This window comes from Enterococcus sp. DIV0574 (assembly GCF_051711125.1).
Lineage (GTDB): Bacteria > Bacillota > Bacilli > Lactobacillales > Enterococcaceae > Enterococcus_D > Enterococcus_D gallinarum.
This window is the reverse complement of record NZ_JBIOMA010000001.1, coordinates 2276698-2293156: the sequence shown is the minus strand read 5'-3', so window position 1 is coordinate 2293156 and position 16459 is coordinate 2276698. Positions and strand designations below refer to the sequence as shown.

Below are 16459 nucleotides of genomic sequence, written 5' to 3'. Positions count from 1 at the left end.
CTAAAAGGAGATGCTCGTTATGAAAAGAAAAGTCGACGCACACATGATCGCGGTCATGGGGCTTTTGATTGCCCTGATGGTGGTCTTGTCGCAAATCTTGGGGTTTGAAACAGCCTATTTGAAACTCACCTTCACTTTTGTTCCTGAGTTGATTATGGGGATGCTTTTTGGGCCATTCTGGACTGCTGTAGGGGCTTCGGTCGCTGATATAGCAGGAATGATTTTATTCCCTAAATCCGCTTATTTCTTCGGATTTACGATCAATGCATTCGTAGGTGGGTTGATCTACGGTTACTTTTTTTATAGAAAGGAAGTAACTTGGAAACGGGCAGCAACAGTGGTCTTGCTGAATACCCTTCTGATCACATTGATTTTGACACCGATCTGGTTGGCAATGATGCTGAATATTCCATTAACAAGCTGGGCAATTTGGTCGGCTCGATTGATGAAAGCTGTTATCATGTTTCCTATTCAGACAGTTTTGATCTACTTTGTTGGGCGCGCAGTGCCTTATAAACGCTTGACTCGGCGTTTTACCTAATCATTTTAGCAACAAAAAAAGAATAAAAAACAAACATCCATTAAAGCGAACAGTACACTTGAGTGTGTCGTGTTCGCTTTTTTTACCTTAAAAGGCATGCTAAAATAGGCTGATGTAAAATAAGACGAGGAATTGATGAACTGGAGGAATTTATGAATAAAAAAGGAATCCTTATGGGTGGCTTTATTTTGCTTCTGTTGCTCATTATAGGAGGAATGAAGTGGCTGATGGACCAACAGTCAAATGGGGAAGAACCGACAAACGCTTCACAAACAACGTCAACAAGTTCTCTAAGTACCGAGTCGAGTATTCCCGAACAATCAACTGAGGAGGAAACGACGATTGATAAGCGGATTGACCAAATGAGTCTAGAAGAAAAAGTCGGGCAACTATTTTTTGTACGAGTGCCTGAAATCAATCAAGTCGAAGATATACAAACCTATCATTTAGGCGGCTATGTCTTATTCGGACGTGATACGGAGAATGAGACAGCTGAGACGTTGAAGCAAAAGATTGCTGATTATCAGCAAGCCAGTTCCATACCTTTGCTGATCGGAATGGACGAAGAAGGGGGAACTGTCACTCGAATCAGTCGCAACCCTGCATTGGTACAAACACCATTTTTATCCCCTCAGCAACTTTACCAACAAGGGGGCTGGCAAGCAATTGAAGAAGATACTGCTCAAAAGGCAGCTATTTTCCACGAATATGGCATTTCTACCGGTCTGTTTCCGGTCGCCGATGTATCCACTGACCCTAATTCATTTATCTATGATCGGACCATAGGTTTAGATGCAGCAGGAACCAGTGAATTTGTTCGTAGAAACATTGCCGTTTTAAAAGAGAATCGGATTGGTTCGACATTGAAGCATTTTCCGGGTTACGGCAATAACCGTGATTCACATGTAGAGATCGTTACCGATGATCGTCCGTTAGAAGAGTTGGAAACGAATGATTTCTTACCTTTTGAAGCCGGGATCAAAGCAGGAGCTGACAGTATTTTAGTCTCACATAATATTGTCACAAGTATTGATGACAGCGCACCAGCCTCTATCTCGAAGCCTGTCCATGAATTATTGAGGAAGCAGCTGGGGTTCAAAGGAGTAATCATGACGGATGACATGGATATGGCGGGTCTAGCTGACTTTATTTCTCAATCAGAAGCAGGGCTGAGAGCATTAGAAGCAGGGAACGATTTAGTGATGTCATCTACCTATCAGCAACAGATCCCAGTGATTGTGGATGCTGTCAGAAGTGGTAATTATCCGGAAGCAGCCATCGATGCTTCCGTCAAACGAGTGCTTGAATGGAAAGCTTCCATTGGGTTAATCAATTAAAGAAAACGATCTGAAAGACACTCTTTTCTGCTAACAAGTATTGGCGCAGAAAGAAGACTTTCAGATCGTTTTTTTTTATCCTATACAGATTTTTCCGGCAGCAACATTATAAAAAAGGTTCTTCAGATGGTGCCACTGTCAAAAGGACGTTGGTTGCTAATTCTGATAGTTCAGCAGCGTAGGCAGATTGACCTAAAAAGTGTAGGATCTCAATTGCTTTCGTGATTGTTTGTTTTCCAGTTTCGATTTCACCATGGAAGATCGCGATGATCCCTTCGAAATAGCGGATCATCAATCGAATCCGGTCGTTATCCAATGGAATATTTTTGGTCATATAAAACAAAATTTGTTTAAGATGATCGATCTGATTGCGGTCAATGAAAAGAAAGGCCGCGTTAGTCAACAACTTAGAATAAATATGATAATTGAGACTAAGCAAATTATTATAAAATTCCTGCTTGTTTAGTTGCTCGATTTGAAACAAAATATATTCGTCCGTGAAAAGAAACATTAGATTTGCAAATATGGTAATCTCAAATTTTCCCCAGGTTTCTATTTTGTCGAGGTAGCTCTTTATCGCTGCCTCGATTTTTTCTGTTTCATCGATGGTATGTAGAAAACCCTTTTTCTTTAGGATCAAATAGTACTGGCTATAAAGAAGATAGTAGAAAAAGTCTTGTGTTTCTTGGTAGGTTGTTTTTGACTCGTCAATCAAGATTGCTAGCTGATCATAATCATGTTGGTAATAAGCATTGTGAAATTGTTTCGAGAGTTGCTTCTTTTCATTTAATTGATTGTTTGTCAAATGATACTCAAATTCTTCGAGAGTCACATTCAAGCGATCAAGGTATTTGTAAAGAATATCAAAAGCAATTCGATGTCCTTTTTGTTCAAAAGTAGCTAACGTGCTCCGCTCAGATATATCGGCTGCTAACTTTCTTTGGGAAAGATTACGTTCAGTACGTAACTTTTTCAGTAATAGATTGGCTTCCAAAAAAGCACCTCCTAAATGCACCTAGAAAATAGGTGGACGAAAAAATAGTCCAAATCAACTATAGTACTATTTTCCAATTAAACTGAAGGAAAGTCAATTAAAGGAGGAAAAGAAAATGTTTCAATTATTTGGGTTTCCATGGGAAGTTGTTGAAAATATGATCAACATTTTTTCTTTCTTACGCTAAAAGTTCGTTCAGTAAATCTGATCAACATCAGATTTCAGTAACGCAAAAATAGGTGGTTTCTAGTAATAATTTACTATTTGCTCCTCCAAGGTCGTTGACCTCTCCCCAAAGTCCTGCTTAGCAGGCATTCCAGGCTGTCGATCTTAGGAGGAAACAGGAACTTGAAGTAGGAAAAAGCAGGAAAACAGCGATTTCTGCTTTTTCCTATGTTTAAATCAAGAATGATAGACAGAAAACCAGTGGCATTCCAAAAAGGAAGCCACTGGTTTTTTAGTTTATCGAAAAGTCGTTGATTGTCAGATATTCCTCCCATAAAGCGTCAAATAATGGCGACAACTCTTTTAGAGTCTCAGTTTCTTCCATGACATAAGCAGGATACTCAATTGCTGGCAACAATCTATTTGCTGGAACGATGTAATAGTCAAAGTCTTTTTCGTGGTTTCTTACGATATCATAGTCCACAAATTGAATTTGATCCAATAAAAAACTGATTTGCTGAATGGCTGATAAATTCAATGAAGGAATGATTCCCACCTGTAATTTTTGTAAATGATGCTGTTGATAAAACGGATATATGAAAAAAGTCAGATAGTCTAGGACTAGCGATTTGGCTTTTTTGAGCCATTCATAACCAACACGTCGAGTGTATTTTGTCAAAAATGGACGAATCTTTTTCTGTAGATTTGTAAATCCTTTCTTTTGAAAGGATAGATTCAACTCATTTTGAGACCAAAAATCAATCAATAGGCCATTGTTTGCATAAAAAATATACAGAATAATGAAGCTATCTTTTTGAATTTCAGAAAATACTTCTTCATCAAAAGGGATCCCAACGATTTCTGGTAATAATACGTGACTAAAATCAGCCATAAACTCATGAAAAATAGGATCATCTTCTTTGATCTGTTCATAGAAATCACAAAGTAGAGCAGCTCTTTCTGGTGTTGGCTCAGCGAAACGGACTAGAAAGAACAGCATTCCTTTGACATAATTGATCTGATAAGTTACTTGCTTTTCGTCAGTCATAAATGCCGTAAAATAATTTTCTAGAGGATGGTTCATCTTTGAAAATAATTTTTCAAAACCATTGATTGGGTTAAGCAAATAGCCTTGTTCGAATCGAAGTTTGGATACAAATAAAATGACTAAGATCAGTCGTTGGTTAACAGGAGAAAACTTTTGTAATGCTAATTCGTTGATCAAAACCGTTTGATCACTGAAGTCCGTTAAGTAATCCGCTTCTAATGGTGAGTTCTCTAGATAAGTTAAAATTTGAACGTAAAATGAACGGATATTGATTTCATTTCCAGTCAGTTTCAACTGAGAAACATTCAAATGGATTTCTTTTCCCAATAAATAAGTCTTCAGTGGTTTAAGTGCCCGGGTGATCGTTGAATGACTGACAAAATGAACAGTTGAAAAATCATTGATGGTCATTTCCGGGTTCATGATCGATGTAAGTAGAAGTTGGAAAGCAAGGCTTTCCTGAATCAAATACTTCTGATAAAGTGAATAGGAAAGTGGTTCTTCTAATGAACGAACCTTGAAACCTTTTTCACATAACGAAACTTGATAAAGCGCTGAAAACTCTTGTTGCATTTCCTCTATGAGTGGTGCTATCCCGTGATAAGACAAGCCCAGATGCTCGGCGATTTTACTGATATTGATTGGTTGATTGGTATTCTCATTTAAATAAGTCAAAATTGCTAATTTTTTCTTTGCATGATTGGTGAGTAACAGATCTTCAAACATAATCATCCTCCTTTTAAAAATATTATCATAAATATTATTTAATAATGAATCAAAAATGTAAGTTTGAGATGCCAATTTTTGATTAAAAAAGTTCTTCTTTTGTCGTGTTGTGTAATTAAATAATCTCGGTGTAAAATTATCATTGGATTTTATGTGAAGAAAATCGCTATTCAAAAATAGCAGATTTTCTCTTTTTTTTATGCGTTTTTTTAGAGTAAAAGAATCACTATAGAATAATTATTCGGTCTTTAAATATATGTACGTAATTAATAAACGAACGATATAAGAAGATTTTTTGTTTTTAAAATAACACATAATACCTGTTCCTACAAGTTAAAAAACAGTGACAAGTGCGTGTACTTATTTTTATCCATGTGATTTCAGTAAATAGACGATGCTGATCCTTAGGAAATCCTACATGCTGAACTTAGAAAAAGGCGGTACAAAAGCTTTTTGACGATTATTCTTAGCGAACAAGAGAGATGTTAGTTGTGCTTTTTTGTTTACATGGAAATAATCTGAAAAATTGTTGTCCATTTAGGAGTGAGAATGGTTAGGAGACAATTGAGAATGGCGTGGGTTTCTTCAAAAACGATTATTTTTATTATCTATCAAGAAATGGTGACAAAACCTAATAAATATAAGTTGAAAAGCTAGTGCTGATGAATAGAAAAACAAATGTATTTTTACTTCTGGGCGAGGGATAAGTCGTCTTGATTGATAAAAAAACGTAGGGTTGTTAGACTGGTTTTAGAGGAAAAAAAGGAGGACGTAAAATGAAACACGGATTTAGAGATTATTTAGGAGCAAATGAGCGGGAGGCCGGTTATAACTTATCCTGGGGCTCAATTTTCGCAGGAGTCGTGACGTTTATTGCATTATTCATGACATTTTCATTAATCGGCTCAGCGATCGGCTTTGGAATGGTAGAACCTACTTCAAACAACCCGCTGGATGGTGTGGGAACAGGCTTGATGATTTGGACTGTTGTGACACTGATTCTTTCATTATTCGGCGCAGGATTTGTTTCTGGTGTAGCAGCTAGACGCGTTGGTTTGGTACATGGATTTCTTACTTGGGCAACCAGTATGATCGTTACGATCGTTATGTTATCATATTTAACGATTGGGGCTTTTTCTGTAGTTGGTTCACTATTGGGCAATATCGCTTCAGCTGTCGGAAGTGGCGTAGAGAATGTCGCATCGGGAACAGCAGATGTCGCATCAAAAGCCTTTGATGAAATTACAGGAAACATGGGAGATATTGATACAGATCAATTGCAAACGGACGTCCGCGACGTATTAAAAGACACTGACGTTCCTGAATTGCAGCCAAACTATTTGCAAGATCAAGTTTCTGATGCAACGAGTGATATTACCGATGCAGGTAAGAAAATCGCTACGGATCCAAATAAAGCAGACGAAATCATCGATGATCTTTCAACAAAATTACAAGATCGGGCAACGAAAATCAGCGATTCCGTTGATGAAGATGCCATTTCAAATGCGGTAGCAAAAAATACCGATCTAAATCAACAAGAAGCACAAGAAGCTACCCAAAATATTGTTAATGGGTTGCAAAAAGCTTCTGACGAAGCACAACAGCAAATTGAAACAGCACAACAAAATCTTGAACAAGCAAAACAAGATATCGATCAAGCAGTCAAAGATGCGCGTAAAAAAGCTGATGAAGTAAGTGATGCAACTGCTAAAGCATCAATTTGGGGCTTTGTAGCAATGGTCTTAGGACTAGCTCTAACATCGATCGGCGGCATGGTCGGAGCGAACTTAGTCAAAACTGCCGATCATGAAAATCGGATCTAAAGGAAAAAGACAAACACGAAAATAGTAGTGAGTGACCAATCATCAATGCAGTATCTCCATGGGAGACGGATCATTGATGGTTGGTTTTTGTATCAACAAGTCATTGCCTCCAATGGTGAAAACTTAAACGATTACTATCAAAATATATCCAACCATAAGCCCTCTGAAGAAGCTGTTTTTCTAAAAGTTGAGAAAAATAGCCGGAGTGCTAATGGTTGGATTTTTTATGTTCTTTCAATAGTTATACTGCTTACTGGTTTGGTAGTAATAGGCGTACAGTAGTTCCTTCATTGACGCGAGAGGCAACGGTCAAGCCATATTTTTCCCCGTAGAGTAACTTGATTCTTTGATCGATATTCTCCAATCCGATACCAGAATAATGTTCGATCGACTGATTCTTATTCAACGAGGATGCTTCATCAAAGCCGATACCTGTATCAATGATTTCGATGATTAGCCCTGATTTACTGATGCGAGAAAAGATTTGAATATAGCCTTTTTCTTCTTCAGGAAACGCATGCAGATAAGCGTTTTCGATGATTGGCTGCAAGATCATTTTAGGAACCAAACAATTTTCACATTCTTCTGCGGAGAAGATCGTTGATTGAATCCGGTCACCATAGCGAACGTTCATCAGGATCAGATACTCTTCTACGATGGCTAGTTCATCCTTTAATGGAACGATCTCTTTGCGGTTGAATGTATGGCGAAGCAATTGAACGAAACTATCGATGGCTTGAGTTGCTTTCTCTTGTTCATTTTGCCAAATCAAAAATTTGATTGCTGTTAGTGTATTATAAACAAAATGGGGTTGGATCTGCATCTGTAAGGAACGGATCTCAAATTTGCGTTTTTCCGCTTCGGTGATCATCAAATGGTCGACATAGGATTCTAAATCCTCCAGCATCAAATTATAGGCACGACCTAGTTCTTGCGTTTCATACGTGCCATTGATTGAGACTTTATTGCTGAAATCACCTTGTGTGACTGCCGGCAGCTTGTCGATCAATTGATAGATAGGTTGTGTGATTGTTCGAATGATCCAGAAAGCGAACAGACTAAAAAGCAAAATACTAAGAAAAGCGATCAGTACGGCTGGTTTGATCAGATTCATATTGCGTACTAAATGAGATTCATCTAGCAGATCATAAAATGTGAATTGATAAGAATAAAGAGGCATTTGATTAACAGAATCATTTTTCACTTCGATCATTGCTGGATCAAAAGCTGTTCCTAGTTTTTGTTCTTCAGAAGTGGACAAGATCTGTCCTTGATCATTGACCACGTAGATGGTATGCAATGTTGTGTCTAACAACTGCCGATAAATAGAAGAAAAATCAGATTCTTTCAAAAAAATCAATGCGTAACCGAATAAAGCATCGTCTTTCATTAATTTCCGCACGTACATCAGTCCTGGTGAATGGCTCGTAGAAGTGCTCAACCCTTGTTCCAGAAAATAGTATTGACTAATAGCCTCATTTTCATTGATTTGCTGCGTAAATTCACTTGCCAAAAAAGTTTCAACCGACTGGTTTCGGACAGCATCATTTTGAAAGAATGATCGTCCGTTCGTTCCAATCAATACCAAGTTGGAAGGAATCGTTTGAAAAAGCGAGCGAGTATCTTTCAACTGTTCATTGAGTTCTAAAATCGTTCTTCCCTGATTTAGCTGTCCTTTTAAATAATTTTCTACGGCTTTGCTCTCATCGACGACATCAAAAATACGATTGATATTCTCATTCAAGCGCTCATAATCTTCCTGGATCTTATCCAAAAGCAAGCGGTTCGAGCTCTGATACGAAGCCACATAAGCATCTTTGGACCGTCCATAGATAACGATCACTGTCAGTAAACAAACACTGATTACTCCTACCACAACAAACAAAAAGATTCGGCTGAACAATTCATTTTTTTTGAGCCACTGTTGGATTCTCATAATTGGTTCAACCGCCGATACTTAGAAGGAGTGACTTGAAATTCTTTTTTAAAGATTCGAGAAAAATAGCTGATATCGGAATAACCAACTGCTTCACTGATTTCTGACAAATTCAACTCAGATTGGGTCAGCAACTCTTTGGCTTTTTCTAGACGTGTATTTTTTAGATAATCAGAGAAACTCATTTTTAATTTTGAAGAAAGGAAAGCTGACAAGTAGGTATAACTAAAGTGGAACGTTTCTGCCAACTCAGATAGTGAGAGGCTCTTCATATAATTGTCTTGAATGAAGCGCTGGATCGAGACCAGTAAGTCATCTTCATCCATAGGGGAAAGAGTCGTCAATTGCAGACGTATCTCATCGATCGTTGACAATAACAAATCGGAAAAATCTTCTAAATACAAGACATGACCGATCTCATGGAGAAATTCCGCTCGCAAGCGACTAAAGCGGGAAGCTGTTGGAAATTCTTCTTCTAAGCGGGACAACAGCGTATAAAAAATACTGCTGGCCTGCTGCTTCAGAAAGTTAGGATCGACATTTGATAGAATCATTTCATTGAAATAGTCTTCGATACGTGTAATCCCCAATAAAAAATTATTGTCTAATAATGCCCGTAAAAATTTTTTTGTATCAAAACGATCACTTTCCATATACAAAAAAAGCTCTTGTTCCAAGACAAGCCGCTGCTGCTTATAAAAAAAGGATTGTTCACGACTTTTATCTTTTAGAGTCAGAAAAGCCGAACGCAAGTCTTCAATCGATTCAAACGGGCATCCAAGGGTAAAAAAGGCATTCGGTTCGGTATAGTTCAACTGGTCCAAACAATTTTTCAAAGAAGCAAAAAAATCACTTTCTTCTGCGTAACTGATCAATAGTCCCGCATCATTATTACTGGTCTTGAACGCCAATGTTTTCAAGCGAGAATTCGATTGCGAAAATTCTGTCAATGCATGAAAAAGCTGTTCAGTGGAACGAAAATAACTGACATTCGTATAAAGAAAACATAGTTGCTGTTTCATAGCTATTTCAAGATAGTCAGCAAAAGGAGTAAGTGGTTCTTCATACCCAGCCAGATAGCGATTCAAAGATTCTTGCAATGGGACCTCAGCGGTTATTTGGCGGGTATCAGATATTTTTTCGCGGATGGTGTTTAGGGCTTTCATCAACAAAGCAGGCGTCAATGTTGGCTTTAGCAAGTAATCAATGGCACCGTTCTTAAAAGACTGACTGACATAGTGAAAATCATCATAACTGCTCAATACCAGAAAATGGATAGATGGGTATTGTTGTTGAATGATGGTTGTTAATTGGATGCCGTCCATTTGCGGCATTTTTAAATCTGTGATCACGATCTCTGGCTGTAATTGCTGGATCAGGGTTAGAGCCTCCTGTCCGTTTGCTGCATCTCCTAGCAAGCGAAAACCTTCTTGCTCCCAACGAATCATATGTTTTAAACCATCACGAATAGTGGTCTCGTCATCCACAAGCAAGACTGTATGTAAATGATGCATGGTATCCCCCCTATTTCTTTATTCTAGTATAAACGCTTTCATAAAAGAAAGGTATTGGTAAAAATTTTCTATTTTTGGACTATTTTAGTAAGCTCTTCCACGCGTATTGTATCCGTTTACAACTCCAGTGTATAGTAAAAATGTAATTAAAAGGAAAGAGGGAGAAAAATGAAAAAATTGCTTGTATCACTTGTGACTGCCGCTACTGTATTGACATTGACAGCTTGTGGCAGCAACAACGAAAGTACTGGTGACACTGGAGGTTCTTCTGATAAGGTTACAGTTTGGGCTTGGGATGAGACTTTCAATATCAAAGCTGTCAATGAAGCGAAAAAGGTTTACGAAAACAAGGATGTTGATGTGGAAGTAGTGACCATGTCACAGGATGACATCGTTCAAAAGTTGAACACTAGTCTAGCATCAGGCAATACGGATGGCTTGCCAAATATCGTTTTGATCGAAGACTATCGTATTCAAGGCTATTTATCTTCCTATCCGGATGCTTTCAGCGACTTAACTGATATTGTCAATGAAGATGACTTTTCCAGCTACAAATTCGCCGTCAACAAAATCGATGATGTGATCTACGGTGTACCTTTTGATAGTGGGGTAGCAGGGCTGTTTTATCGTACAGATTATTTAGCAGATGCAGGATATGAAGCTGCTGATCTCCAAGATATTACCTGGGATGACTTTATTCAAATTGCCAAAGATGTCAAGGAGAAAACGGGACATGCCATGATGTCTCTGGATCCAAGCGATTTGGGATTGGCACGGATCATCATGCAGTCAGCTGGTGAATGGTATACCGGTGAAGACGGCACTACAGTAACGATTAAAGACAACGAATCATTCAAAGCCGGCTTGAATGTATTGGCGACACTACTGAATGAAGGATTAGTTGAACAAGTCTCTGATTGGGATGGCGGCGTCAATGCAGTCCAATCCGGAAATGTTGCTGCAGCACCAACAGGTGCTTGGTATTCTAGTACGATTCAAGGGGCTGAAGATCAAAGCGGCAAATGGGCGATTGCACCGATTCCGGCACTAGCTGGTGGCAATTCAGTGAACGCATCAAGTATTGGCGGAGCAGGATGGTATGTCATTAAAGGCGTAGCTGGTGAAGAGAATGCGAAAGACTTTTTAGCGAAAACGTTTGCTTCAAATAAAGAATTGATGGGAACATTGGCAACTGAAATTGGGCTGGTTTCAACGATGAATGCTGCCGAAGAGACAAAAGAATATACTTCAGGACTTGATTTTTATGGAGGACAAAAAGTTTTCCAAGACTTCTCTCAATGGTCACAAGAGATCCCGGCCGTCAACTACGGCAATCATACTTATGCGATCGAATCTGTATTGACAGAAAGCTTGCAGCGAGTAATCAATGGGGAAGATATCGATAAAGTACTAGAAGATGCACAAACACAAGTAGAAGCACAAATCGCAAACTAAGCAAATCATTTAGCTATGGTTTCATAATCAACAAATCAGATACGAACGATAGCTGCTGGTACCAATAATTTCCCATTAGAGGAGATTGTTAAGCAGCAATCGTTCGTATAGTCATTAGATTGGTGCCATAGTGTCGTTTGAAGGAGGAATCACCATGAAAAATAAATCGAAAAATTGGTTTGCGAATGGAAACGCGTTTATTTCTTTGCCTGTGATCTTGATTACACTATTAGTATTTGTTCCTATGATTTCAGCTCTTTTTACGTCTTTCCAGTCGGGACCGCCGACAACGATGTCATTCAACGGTTTGGGAAACTATCAGCGGATGCTGAGTGACTCAACCTTTAAGAAAGCTTTTGGTAATACATTTTTATACTTATTGATCCAAGTACCGATCATGCTGTTTTTGGCTTTGATCGTCTCGAACATACTAAATGACAAAAAATTAAAATTCAAAGGTCTTTTCCGAACGGCCTTGTTTTTACCTTGTATCACTTCATTGGTCTCTTACTCGTTGATCATGAAAAGTTTATTCTCAGCGAATGGGTTAGTCAATAATTTATTAATGCAAATTCATTTGATTGAGGTGCCGATTCAATGGCTAACGGATCCTTTGTGGGCAAAAGTCTTGATTATTTTTGCCATTACTTGGCGCTGGACAGGCTATAATATGATTTTCTTTATTTCTGGTATGCAAAACATTGATCCTAGCATCTATGAAGCTGCTGAAATTGATGGTGCGACTAAATGGGATCAACTTTTCAAGATAACTATTCCTAATTTGCGGCCAATTATTTTATTCACGACAATTACTTCAACGATCGGAACATTGCAATTATTTGACGAAGTACAAAATATTACAGGTGGGGGACCTGCCAATGCAACCACCACGCTCTCGCAGTACATTTATAATTTAAGTTATAAATTCACCCCGAACTTTGGCTATGCGGCGGCAGTATCCTTTGTGATCGTGATCGCTATTGTGGTCTTATCCGTCATCCAAACAAAATTAGGAGGGAAAGAAAATTGAAAACACTCTCTTTAAGCTTAAAGTATCTTTTCTTAGGTCTTTTGGCCTTTATTTCCGTCTTTCCATTTGTCTGGATGGTATTGGGAATGACCAATCAAACCTTTGACATTGTGGCAGGAAAAATCATGATCGGTGATCAGCTGGTGATCAATTTCCAAAATTTATTTGCTTCTGAACTGAACTTTACTCGTGCTTTGGGCAACTCTGCAGTGATCGCGGTCATTACGACCGTCTTCGCGTTGCTGTTTTCTTCCATGGCGGGCTATGGGTTTGAGATCTATCGAACCAAAACAAAAGATCGCATTTTCAATATTTTACTCTTATCGATGATGGTTCCTTTTGCGGCTTTGATGATTCCGTTATACCGCATGTTTAGTCAGCTTAGCGGAACCCCAATCGGAATCAATACTTTTGCAGTGGTCATTTTACCTTCTGTTTGTACAGCGTTCCTGATTTTCTTTTTCCGCCAAAATATCAAAGCTTTCCCTAAAGAATTAGTAGAAGCAGCCCGCATTGATGGGCTAAATGAGTTAAGTATTTTCTTCCGAGTCTATATGCCTACTGCTAAAAATACTTATGCAGCAGCAGCGATCATTACCTTTATGAATAGCTGGAACAACTACTTGTGGCCATTAGTTGCCTTGCAATCACCGGATAAACGGACAGTTCCGTTGGTTTTATCTGCGATGGGGGCTTCCTATACACCGGATTACGGCATGATGATGTGCGGGATCGTGATCGCCACTTTGCCAACAGCGATTATCTTTTTCGTATTACAAAAACAATTCGTACAAGGCATGTTAGGTTCTGTGAAGTGAAGAAAAGAGAAAACGAGGAAATGAAATGATCCATTTTGATAAAAAAAACCATATTTTTCATTTAAGCAACAACAAAATCAGTTATGTGATGCAGATCGAAGAAGGTGGAAATTTAGCGCATATCTACTTTGGAAAGAAAATTACCCATTATTCTGGCCATTATCGTTACCCACGATTAGATCGTTCTTTTTCGCCGAATCCAGCAGGCAGCAAGGATCGCTTATTCTCGCTGGATACGCTGATGATGGAATTTCCTGGGAATGGGTTCGGTGATTTTCGTGAAGCGGCATATGATATCCAACTGCCAAATGGCAGTCATGTTGCGCATTTTATCTATCAAAGCCATGAAATCAGTCAAGGCAAACCAGCACTTGCGGGGTTGCCTCAAACTCACGGTGCTCCGCAAGAAATCGAAACGTTGCAAATCATATTGCGAGATGAAGTTGCCGCGCTTGAATTGATTTTGAACTATAGTATTTTTACTGATACATCAGCAATTATTCGTTCAAGTGCCTTAAAAAATGACGGTCTTGAACCAATCGTTATCCATCAACTAGCCAGTCAATCACTGGATTTTCCCAACCGACCGCTTGATTTGATCCAATTGAATGGTGCATGGGCGAAAGAACGGCAAATCAGTCGAGAACCAGTTCAGACAGGTATCAAGAAATTGGACAGCAAGCGAGGTTCCAGCAGCCATCAACAGAATCCTTTTGTTATTTTGGCAGATCCCGCTACAACAGAATTCTCGGGAGAATGTTATGGCGTTAGTTTACTGTATAGCGGCAATCACGAAACGATTATCGAAAAAGATCCTTATGATCAAACGCGGCTCATCATGGGCATCAGTAGTTATCGATTTGCCTGGACAGTACCACCTCAGGAAAGCTTCCAATCACCAGAAGTGGTTACAGTTTATAGTAATCAAGGGCTCAACCAAATGTCACAAACCTATCATCGCTTTTATAATAGTCATCTTATTCGTGGACAGTATCAGCTGACTGAACGTCCGACGTTGATCAATAACTGGGAAGCCACTTATTTTGATTTCGATGAAGAAAAACTGGAGCAGATCGTCGATGAAGCGAAGGCATTGGGAATTGAATTGTTTGTTTTGGATGACGGTTGGTTTGGTGCACGAGAAAATGATTTGACTTCTCTGGGTGACTGGTATGAGAATGAAGGAAAGTTAGCTTCTGGTCTGCGCGGGTTTGCGGAAAAAGTCCATCAGAAGGGTTTGAAATTCGGTCTCTGGTTAGAGCCGGAAATGATCTCAGAAGCGAGCGAGTTGTATCGTCAGCACCCCGAGTGGGCCTTAAAAGTACCTGGACGTTCTCCCGCATTAAGTCGCAGTCAGTTTGTACTGGACTTTTCTAGAGAAGATGTTCGGAAACATATTTTTGATCAGTTAGCCCTTCTATTTAACGAAGTACCCATTGATTATATTAAGTGGGACATGAATCGCAACATGACGGATGTCTATTCATTGTTGTTAGATCCTACCCAGCAAGGGGAGGTGTTCCATCGCTATATTTTAGGTCTGTATGACTTTTTAGAACGATTGACAGCTGCTCATCCCACTATTTTGTTTGAAGGATGTTCTGGCGGGGGTGGTCGTTTTGATGCAGGTTTCTTGTATTACATGCCGCAGATATGGACGAGTGATAATACCGATGCGATAGCCCGTTTGAAAATCCAATATGGAACCAGCCTGTCATACCCGGCTTCTAGCATGGGTTCGCATGTTTCAGCAGTGCCTAACCACCAAACACAGCGGATCACTGACTTAGCGATCCGCGGAAACGTTGCAATGTCTGGTGTCTTGGGCTATGAGCTGGATTTGACGACAGTGACCGATGAAGAAAAAGCAGCCATCAAAGAGCAAGTTGCCTTTTATAAAAAACATCGACAACTCTTCCAATATGGCACGTTTATTCGCTTGTTGAGTCCTTTTGCAGGAAATGATACTGCGTGGATGTACGTTTCTGAAGATAAACAAGAAGCGATTGTTTTCTATTTCCGTGTATTAGCCGAAGCATCTGCACCGCTAATCACTCTCAAATTGGCGGGATTAGCGGCAGATACAGTGTATCAAATGGGGGGATATAAAATCGGCGGCGATGAATTGATGCAGATCGGTTTCTATATTGATCCTGCTTTATCCGGCGACTATGCAACACAAATGGTTCATCTAACAGCGATCAACAATGACTAAGGTTCTTTTCAGTAATCACTATCAAATGAAATCAAACGAATTGAGCTGTAACAGAAGCAAAAGCAGACGAAGTGATCCAAACTGGACTTGAGAAAGAATTCTTCTCTCTGTGACTAGGGACGAGGATCGGATTGTAGAGAGGATTCGATGTGTCTTCGGATCGTTTGTTTGTTGAAGTGCTTATGTTGCAGTTTTTTCTAGTAGAGTTGTTTTTTCTGCTAAATCTTTTACGTATAAATGGCGATTGTTTTATTTTTTTGTTGATTTAGCTTATGATGAAGGGGGTCAATAAAAGTCAAGCAGTGACGGAGGGAAAACAACGACAGAGCACTCAAAAGAACACGCAGAGGAACAGTTGCTTGCTGATGGGTATCGCAAATATCATGGCTCAGCATTCGATGTTTATTCTCACAAAGACATTTGTATTCACAGTGGGAAGTGTGTTTGAGGTAATCCAACTGTTTTTGAGGTAGGACGTCGACCGTGGGTCATTCCCGATAATGCTCAAAAAGAACAAGTTGCTCAAGTGAACCAATCTTGTCCAAGCGGCGCATTAAAATTTATTCAAAGGGGAGAAAACTAATGGAAATCAAGGAAGAAAAAAATCGTTTTGCCTTATTAGACGGCGAGAAAGAGATCGGCGAAATGACTTGGTCGAATGCAGGAACAAAACGAATGATCATTGATCATACATTTGTCGATCCAGCCTATCGTGGTCAAGGACTGGCAGAAAAGTTAGTGGCAAAAGGGGTAGAAAAAGCGCGCGCAGAAAAGAAAACAATCATTCCACTCTGTCCATTTGCAAAAAAAGAGTTTGAACGTAAACCGGAATATAGCGATGTTTGGAGTAAATAACA

Annotated in this window: 12 protein-coding genes and 1 pseudogene; 9 read left to right on the top strand and 4 right to left on the bottom strand. The window is 39.2% G+C overall.

What is annotated here, in order from left to right; genetic code table 11:
- Window positions 1-10 precede the first annotated feature (10 nt).
- Together IGJ45_RS11030 and IGJ45_RS11025 are read left to right on the top strand one after the other, a co-directional pair.
- On the top strand, window positions 11-541 hold the full coding sequence (locus tag IGJ45_RS11030; protein ID WP_029486579.1) for a folate family ECF transporter S component: 531 nt from the start codon (window positions 11-13) through the stop codon (window positions 539-541).
- A gap of 152 nt (window positions 542-693) precedes the next feature.
- A complete protein-coding gene (locus IGJ45_RS11025; protein ID WP_103299491.1) occupies window positions 694-1878 on the top strand; it encodes a glycoside hydrolase family 3 N-terminal domain-containing protein in 1185 nt (394 codons plus the stop codon).
- 106 nt (window positions 1879-1984) lie between these two features.
- Here IGJ45_RS11025 and IGJ45_RS11020 read toward each other — a convergent pair whose 3' ends face one another.
- Complete coding sequence (locus tag IGJ45_RS11020; RefSeq protein ID WP_103299493.1) at window positions 1985-2872, bottom strand: Rgg/GadR/MutR family transcriptional regulator; 888 nt, start codon at window positions 2870-2872, stop codon at window positions 1985-1987.
- 457 nt (window positions 2873-3329) lie between these two features.
- Window positions 3330-4811 carry a helix-turn-helix domain-containing protein gene (locus IGJ45_RS11015; protein WP_228073953.1) on the bottom strand — a complete coding sequence of 494 codons (1482 nt, stop codon included), beginning with the start codon at window positions 4809-4811 and terminating at the stop codon, window positions 3330-3332.
- A gap of 776 nt (window positions 4812-5587) precedes the next feature.
- Between IGJ45_RS11015 and IGJ45_RS11010 the strand changes: the two genes are divergently transcribed.
- Window positions 5588-6634 (top strand): hypothetical protein, encoded by a 1047-nt coding sequence (locus tag IGJ45_RS11010; protein WP_138372157.1) that lies wholly within the window; start codon window positions 5588-5590, stop codon window positions 6632-6634.
- A 250-nt stretch (window positions 6635-6884) separates the two neighbouring features.
- Here IGJ45_RS11010 and IGJ45_RS11005 read toward each other — a convergent pair whose 3' ends face one another.
- On the bottom strand, window positions 6885-8570 hold the full coding sequence (locus IGJ45_RS11005; protein ID WP_349703869.1) for a sensor histidine kinase: 1686 nt from the start codon (window positions 8568-8570) through the stop codon (window positions 6885-6887).
- On the bottom strand, window positions 8567-10084 hold the full coding sequence (locus IGJ45_RS11000) for a response regulator transcription factor (RefSeq protein WP_138372155.1): 1518 nt from the start codon (window positions 10082-10084) through the stop codon (window positions 8567-8569). The genes IGJ45_RS11005 and IGJ45_RS11000 overlap by 4 nt, the downstream gene beginning before the upstream one ends.
- Before the next feature lie 168 nt (window positions 10085-10252).
- On the opposite strand from IGJ45_RS11000, the gene IGJ45_RS10995 reads away from it, so the two are divergent.
- From IGJ45_RS10995 to IGJ45_RS10970, 6 genes and pseudogenes are all read left to right on the top strand, one after another.
- On the top strand, window positions 10253-11539 hold the full coding sequence (locus IGJ45_RS10995; RefSeq protein ID WP_138372154.1) for an ABC transporter substrate-binding protein: 1287 nt from the start codon (window positions 10253-10255) through the stop codon (window positions 11537-11539).
- Window positions 11540-11693: 154 nt separating this feature from the next.
- Entirely contained in the window at window positions 11694-12569 is an 876-nt protein-coding gene (locus IGJ45_RS10990) for a carbohydrate ABC transporter permease (RefSeq protein ID WP_349703868.1), read from the top strand.
- A complete protein-coding gene (locus IGJ45_RS10985) occupies window positions 12566-13387 on the top strand; it encodes a carbohydrate ABC transporter permease (protein WP_138372152.1) in 822 nt (273 codons plus the stop codon). The genes IGJ45_RS10990 and IGJ45_RS10985 overlap by 4 nt, the downstream gene beginning before the upstream one ends.
- Window positions 13388-13412: 25 nt before the next feature.
- Window positions 13413-15602, top strand: coding sequence for an alpha-galactosidase (locus IGJ45_RS10980; RefSeq protein ID WP_195957032.1), 2190 nt, complete (start codon window positions 13413-13415; stop codon window positions 15600-15602).
- Window positions 15603-15957: 355 nt separating this feature from the next.
- Window positions 15958-16185, top strand: a pseudogene (locus IGJ45_RS10975) ((4Fe-4S)-binding protein).
- Window positions 16185-16457, top strand: a complete 273-nt coding sequence (locus IGJ45_RS10970; protein ID WP_003126008.1) for a GNAT family N-acetyltransferase — start codon at window positions 16185-16187, stop codon at window positions 16455-16457. The pseudogene IGJ45_RS10975 and the gene IGJ45_RS10970 overlap by 1 nt, the downstream one beginning before the upstream one ends.
- The last annotated feature ends 2 nt before the right edge of the window (window positions 16458-16459 follow it).

Bases quoted from the DNA above. Each gene is read 5' to 3' on its own strand.
- IGJ45_RS11030 (WP_029486579.1), top strand. From the start codon at position 11: ATGCTCGTTATGAAAAGAAAAGTCGACGCACACATGATCGCGGTCATG.
- IGJ45_RS11025 (WP_103299491.1), top strand. From the start codon at position 694: ATGAATAAAAAAGGAATCCTTATGGGTGGCTTTATTTTGCTTCTGTTG.
- IGJ45_RS11015 (WP_228073953.1), bottom strand. From the start codon at position 4,811: ATGTTTGAAGATCTGTTACTCACCAATCATGCAAAGAAAAAATTAGCA.
- IGJ45_RS11010 (WP_138372157.1), top strand. From the start codon at position 5,588: ATGAAACACGGATTTAGAGATTATTTAGGAGCAAATGAGCGGGAGGCC.
- IGJ45_RS11005 (WP_349703869.1), bottom strand. From the start codon at position 8,570: ATGAGAATCCAACAGTGGCTCAAAAAAAATGAATTGTTCAGCCGAATC.
- IGJ45_RS11000 (WP_138372155.1), bottom strand. From the start codon at position 10,084: ATGCATCATTTACATACAGTCTTGCTTGTGGATGACGAGACCACTATT.
- IGJ45_RS10995 (WP_138372154.1), top strand. From the start codon at position 10,253: ATGAAAAAATTGCTTGTATCACTTGTGACTGCCGCTACTGTATTGACA.
- IGJ45_RS10990 (WP_349703868.1), top strand. From the start codon at position 11,694: ATGAAAAATAAATCGAAAAATTGGTTTGCGAATGGAAACGCGTTTATT.
- IGJ45_RS10980 (WP_195957032.1), top strand. From the start codon at position 13,413: ATGATCCATTTTGATAAAAAAAACCATATTTTTCATTTAAGCAACAAC.
- IGJ45_RS10970 (WP_003126008.1), top strand. From the start codon at position 16,185: ATGGAAATCAAGGAAGAAAAAAATCGTTTTGCCTTATTAGACGGCGAG.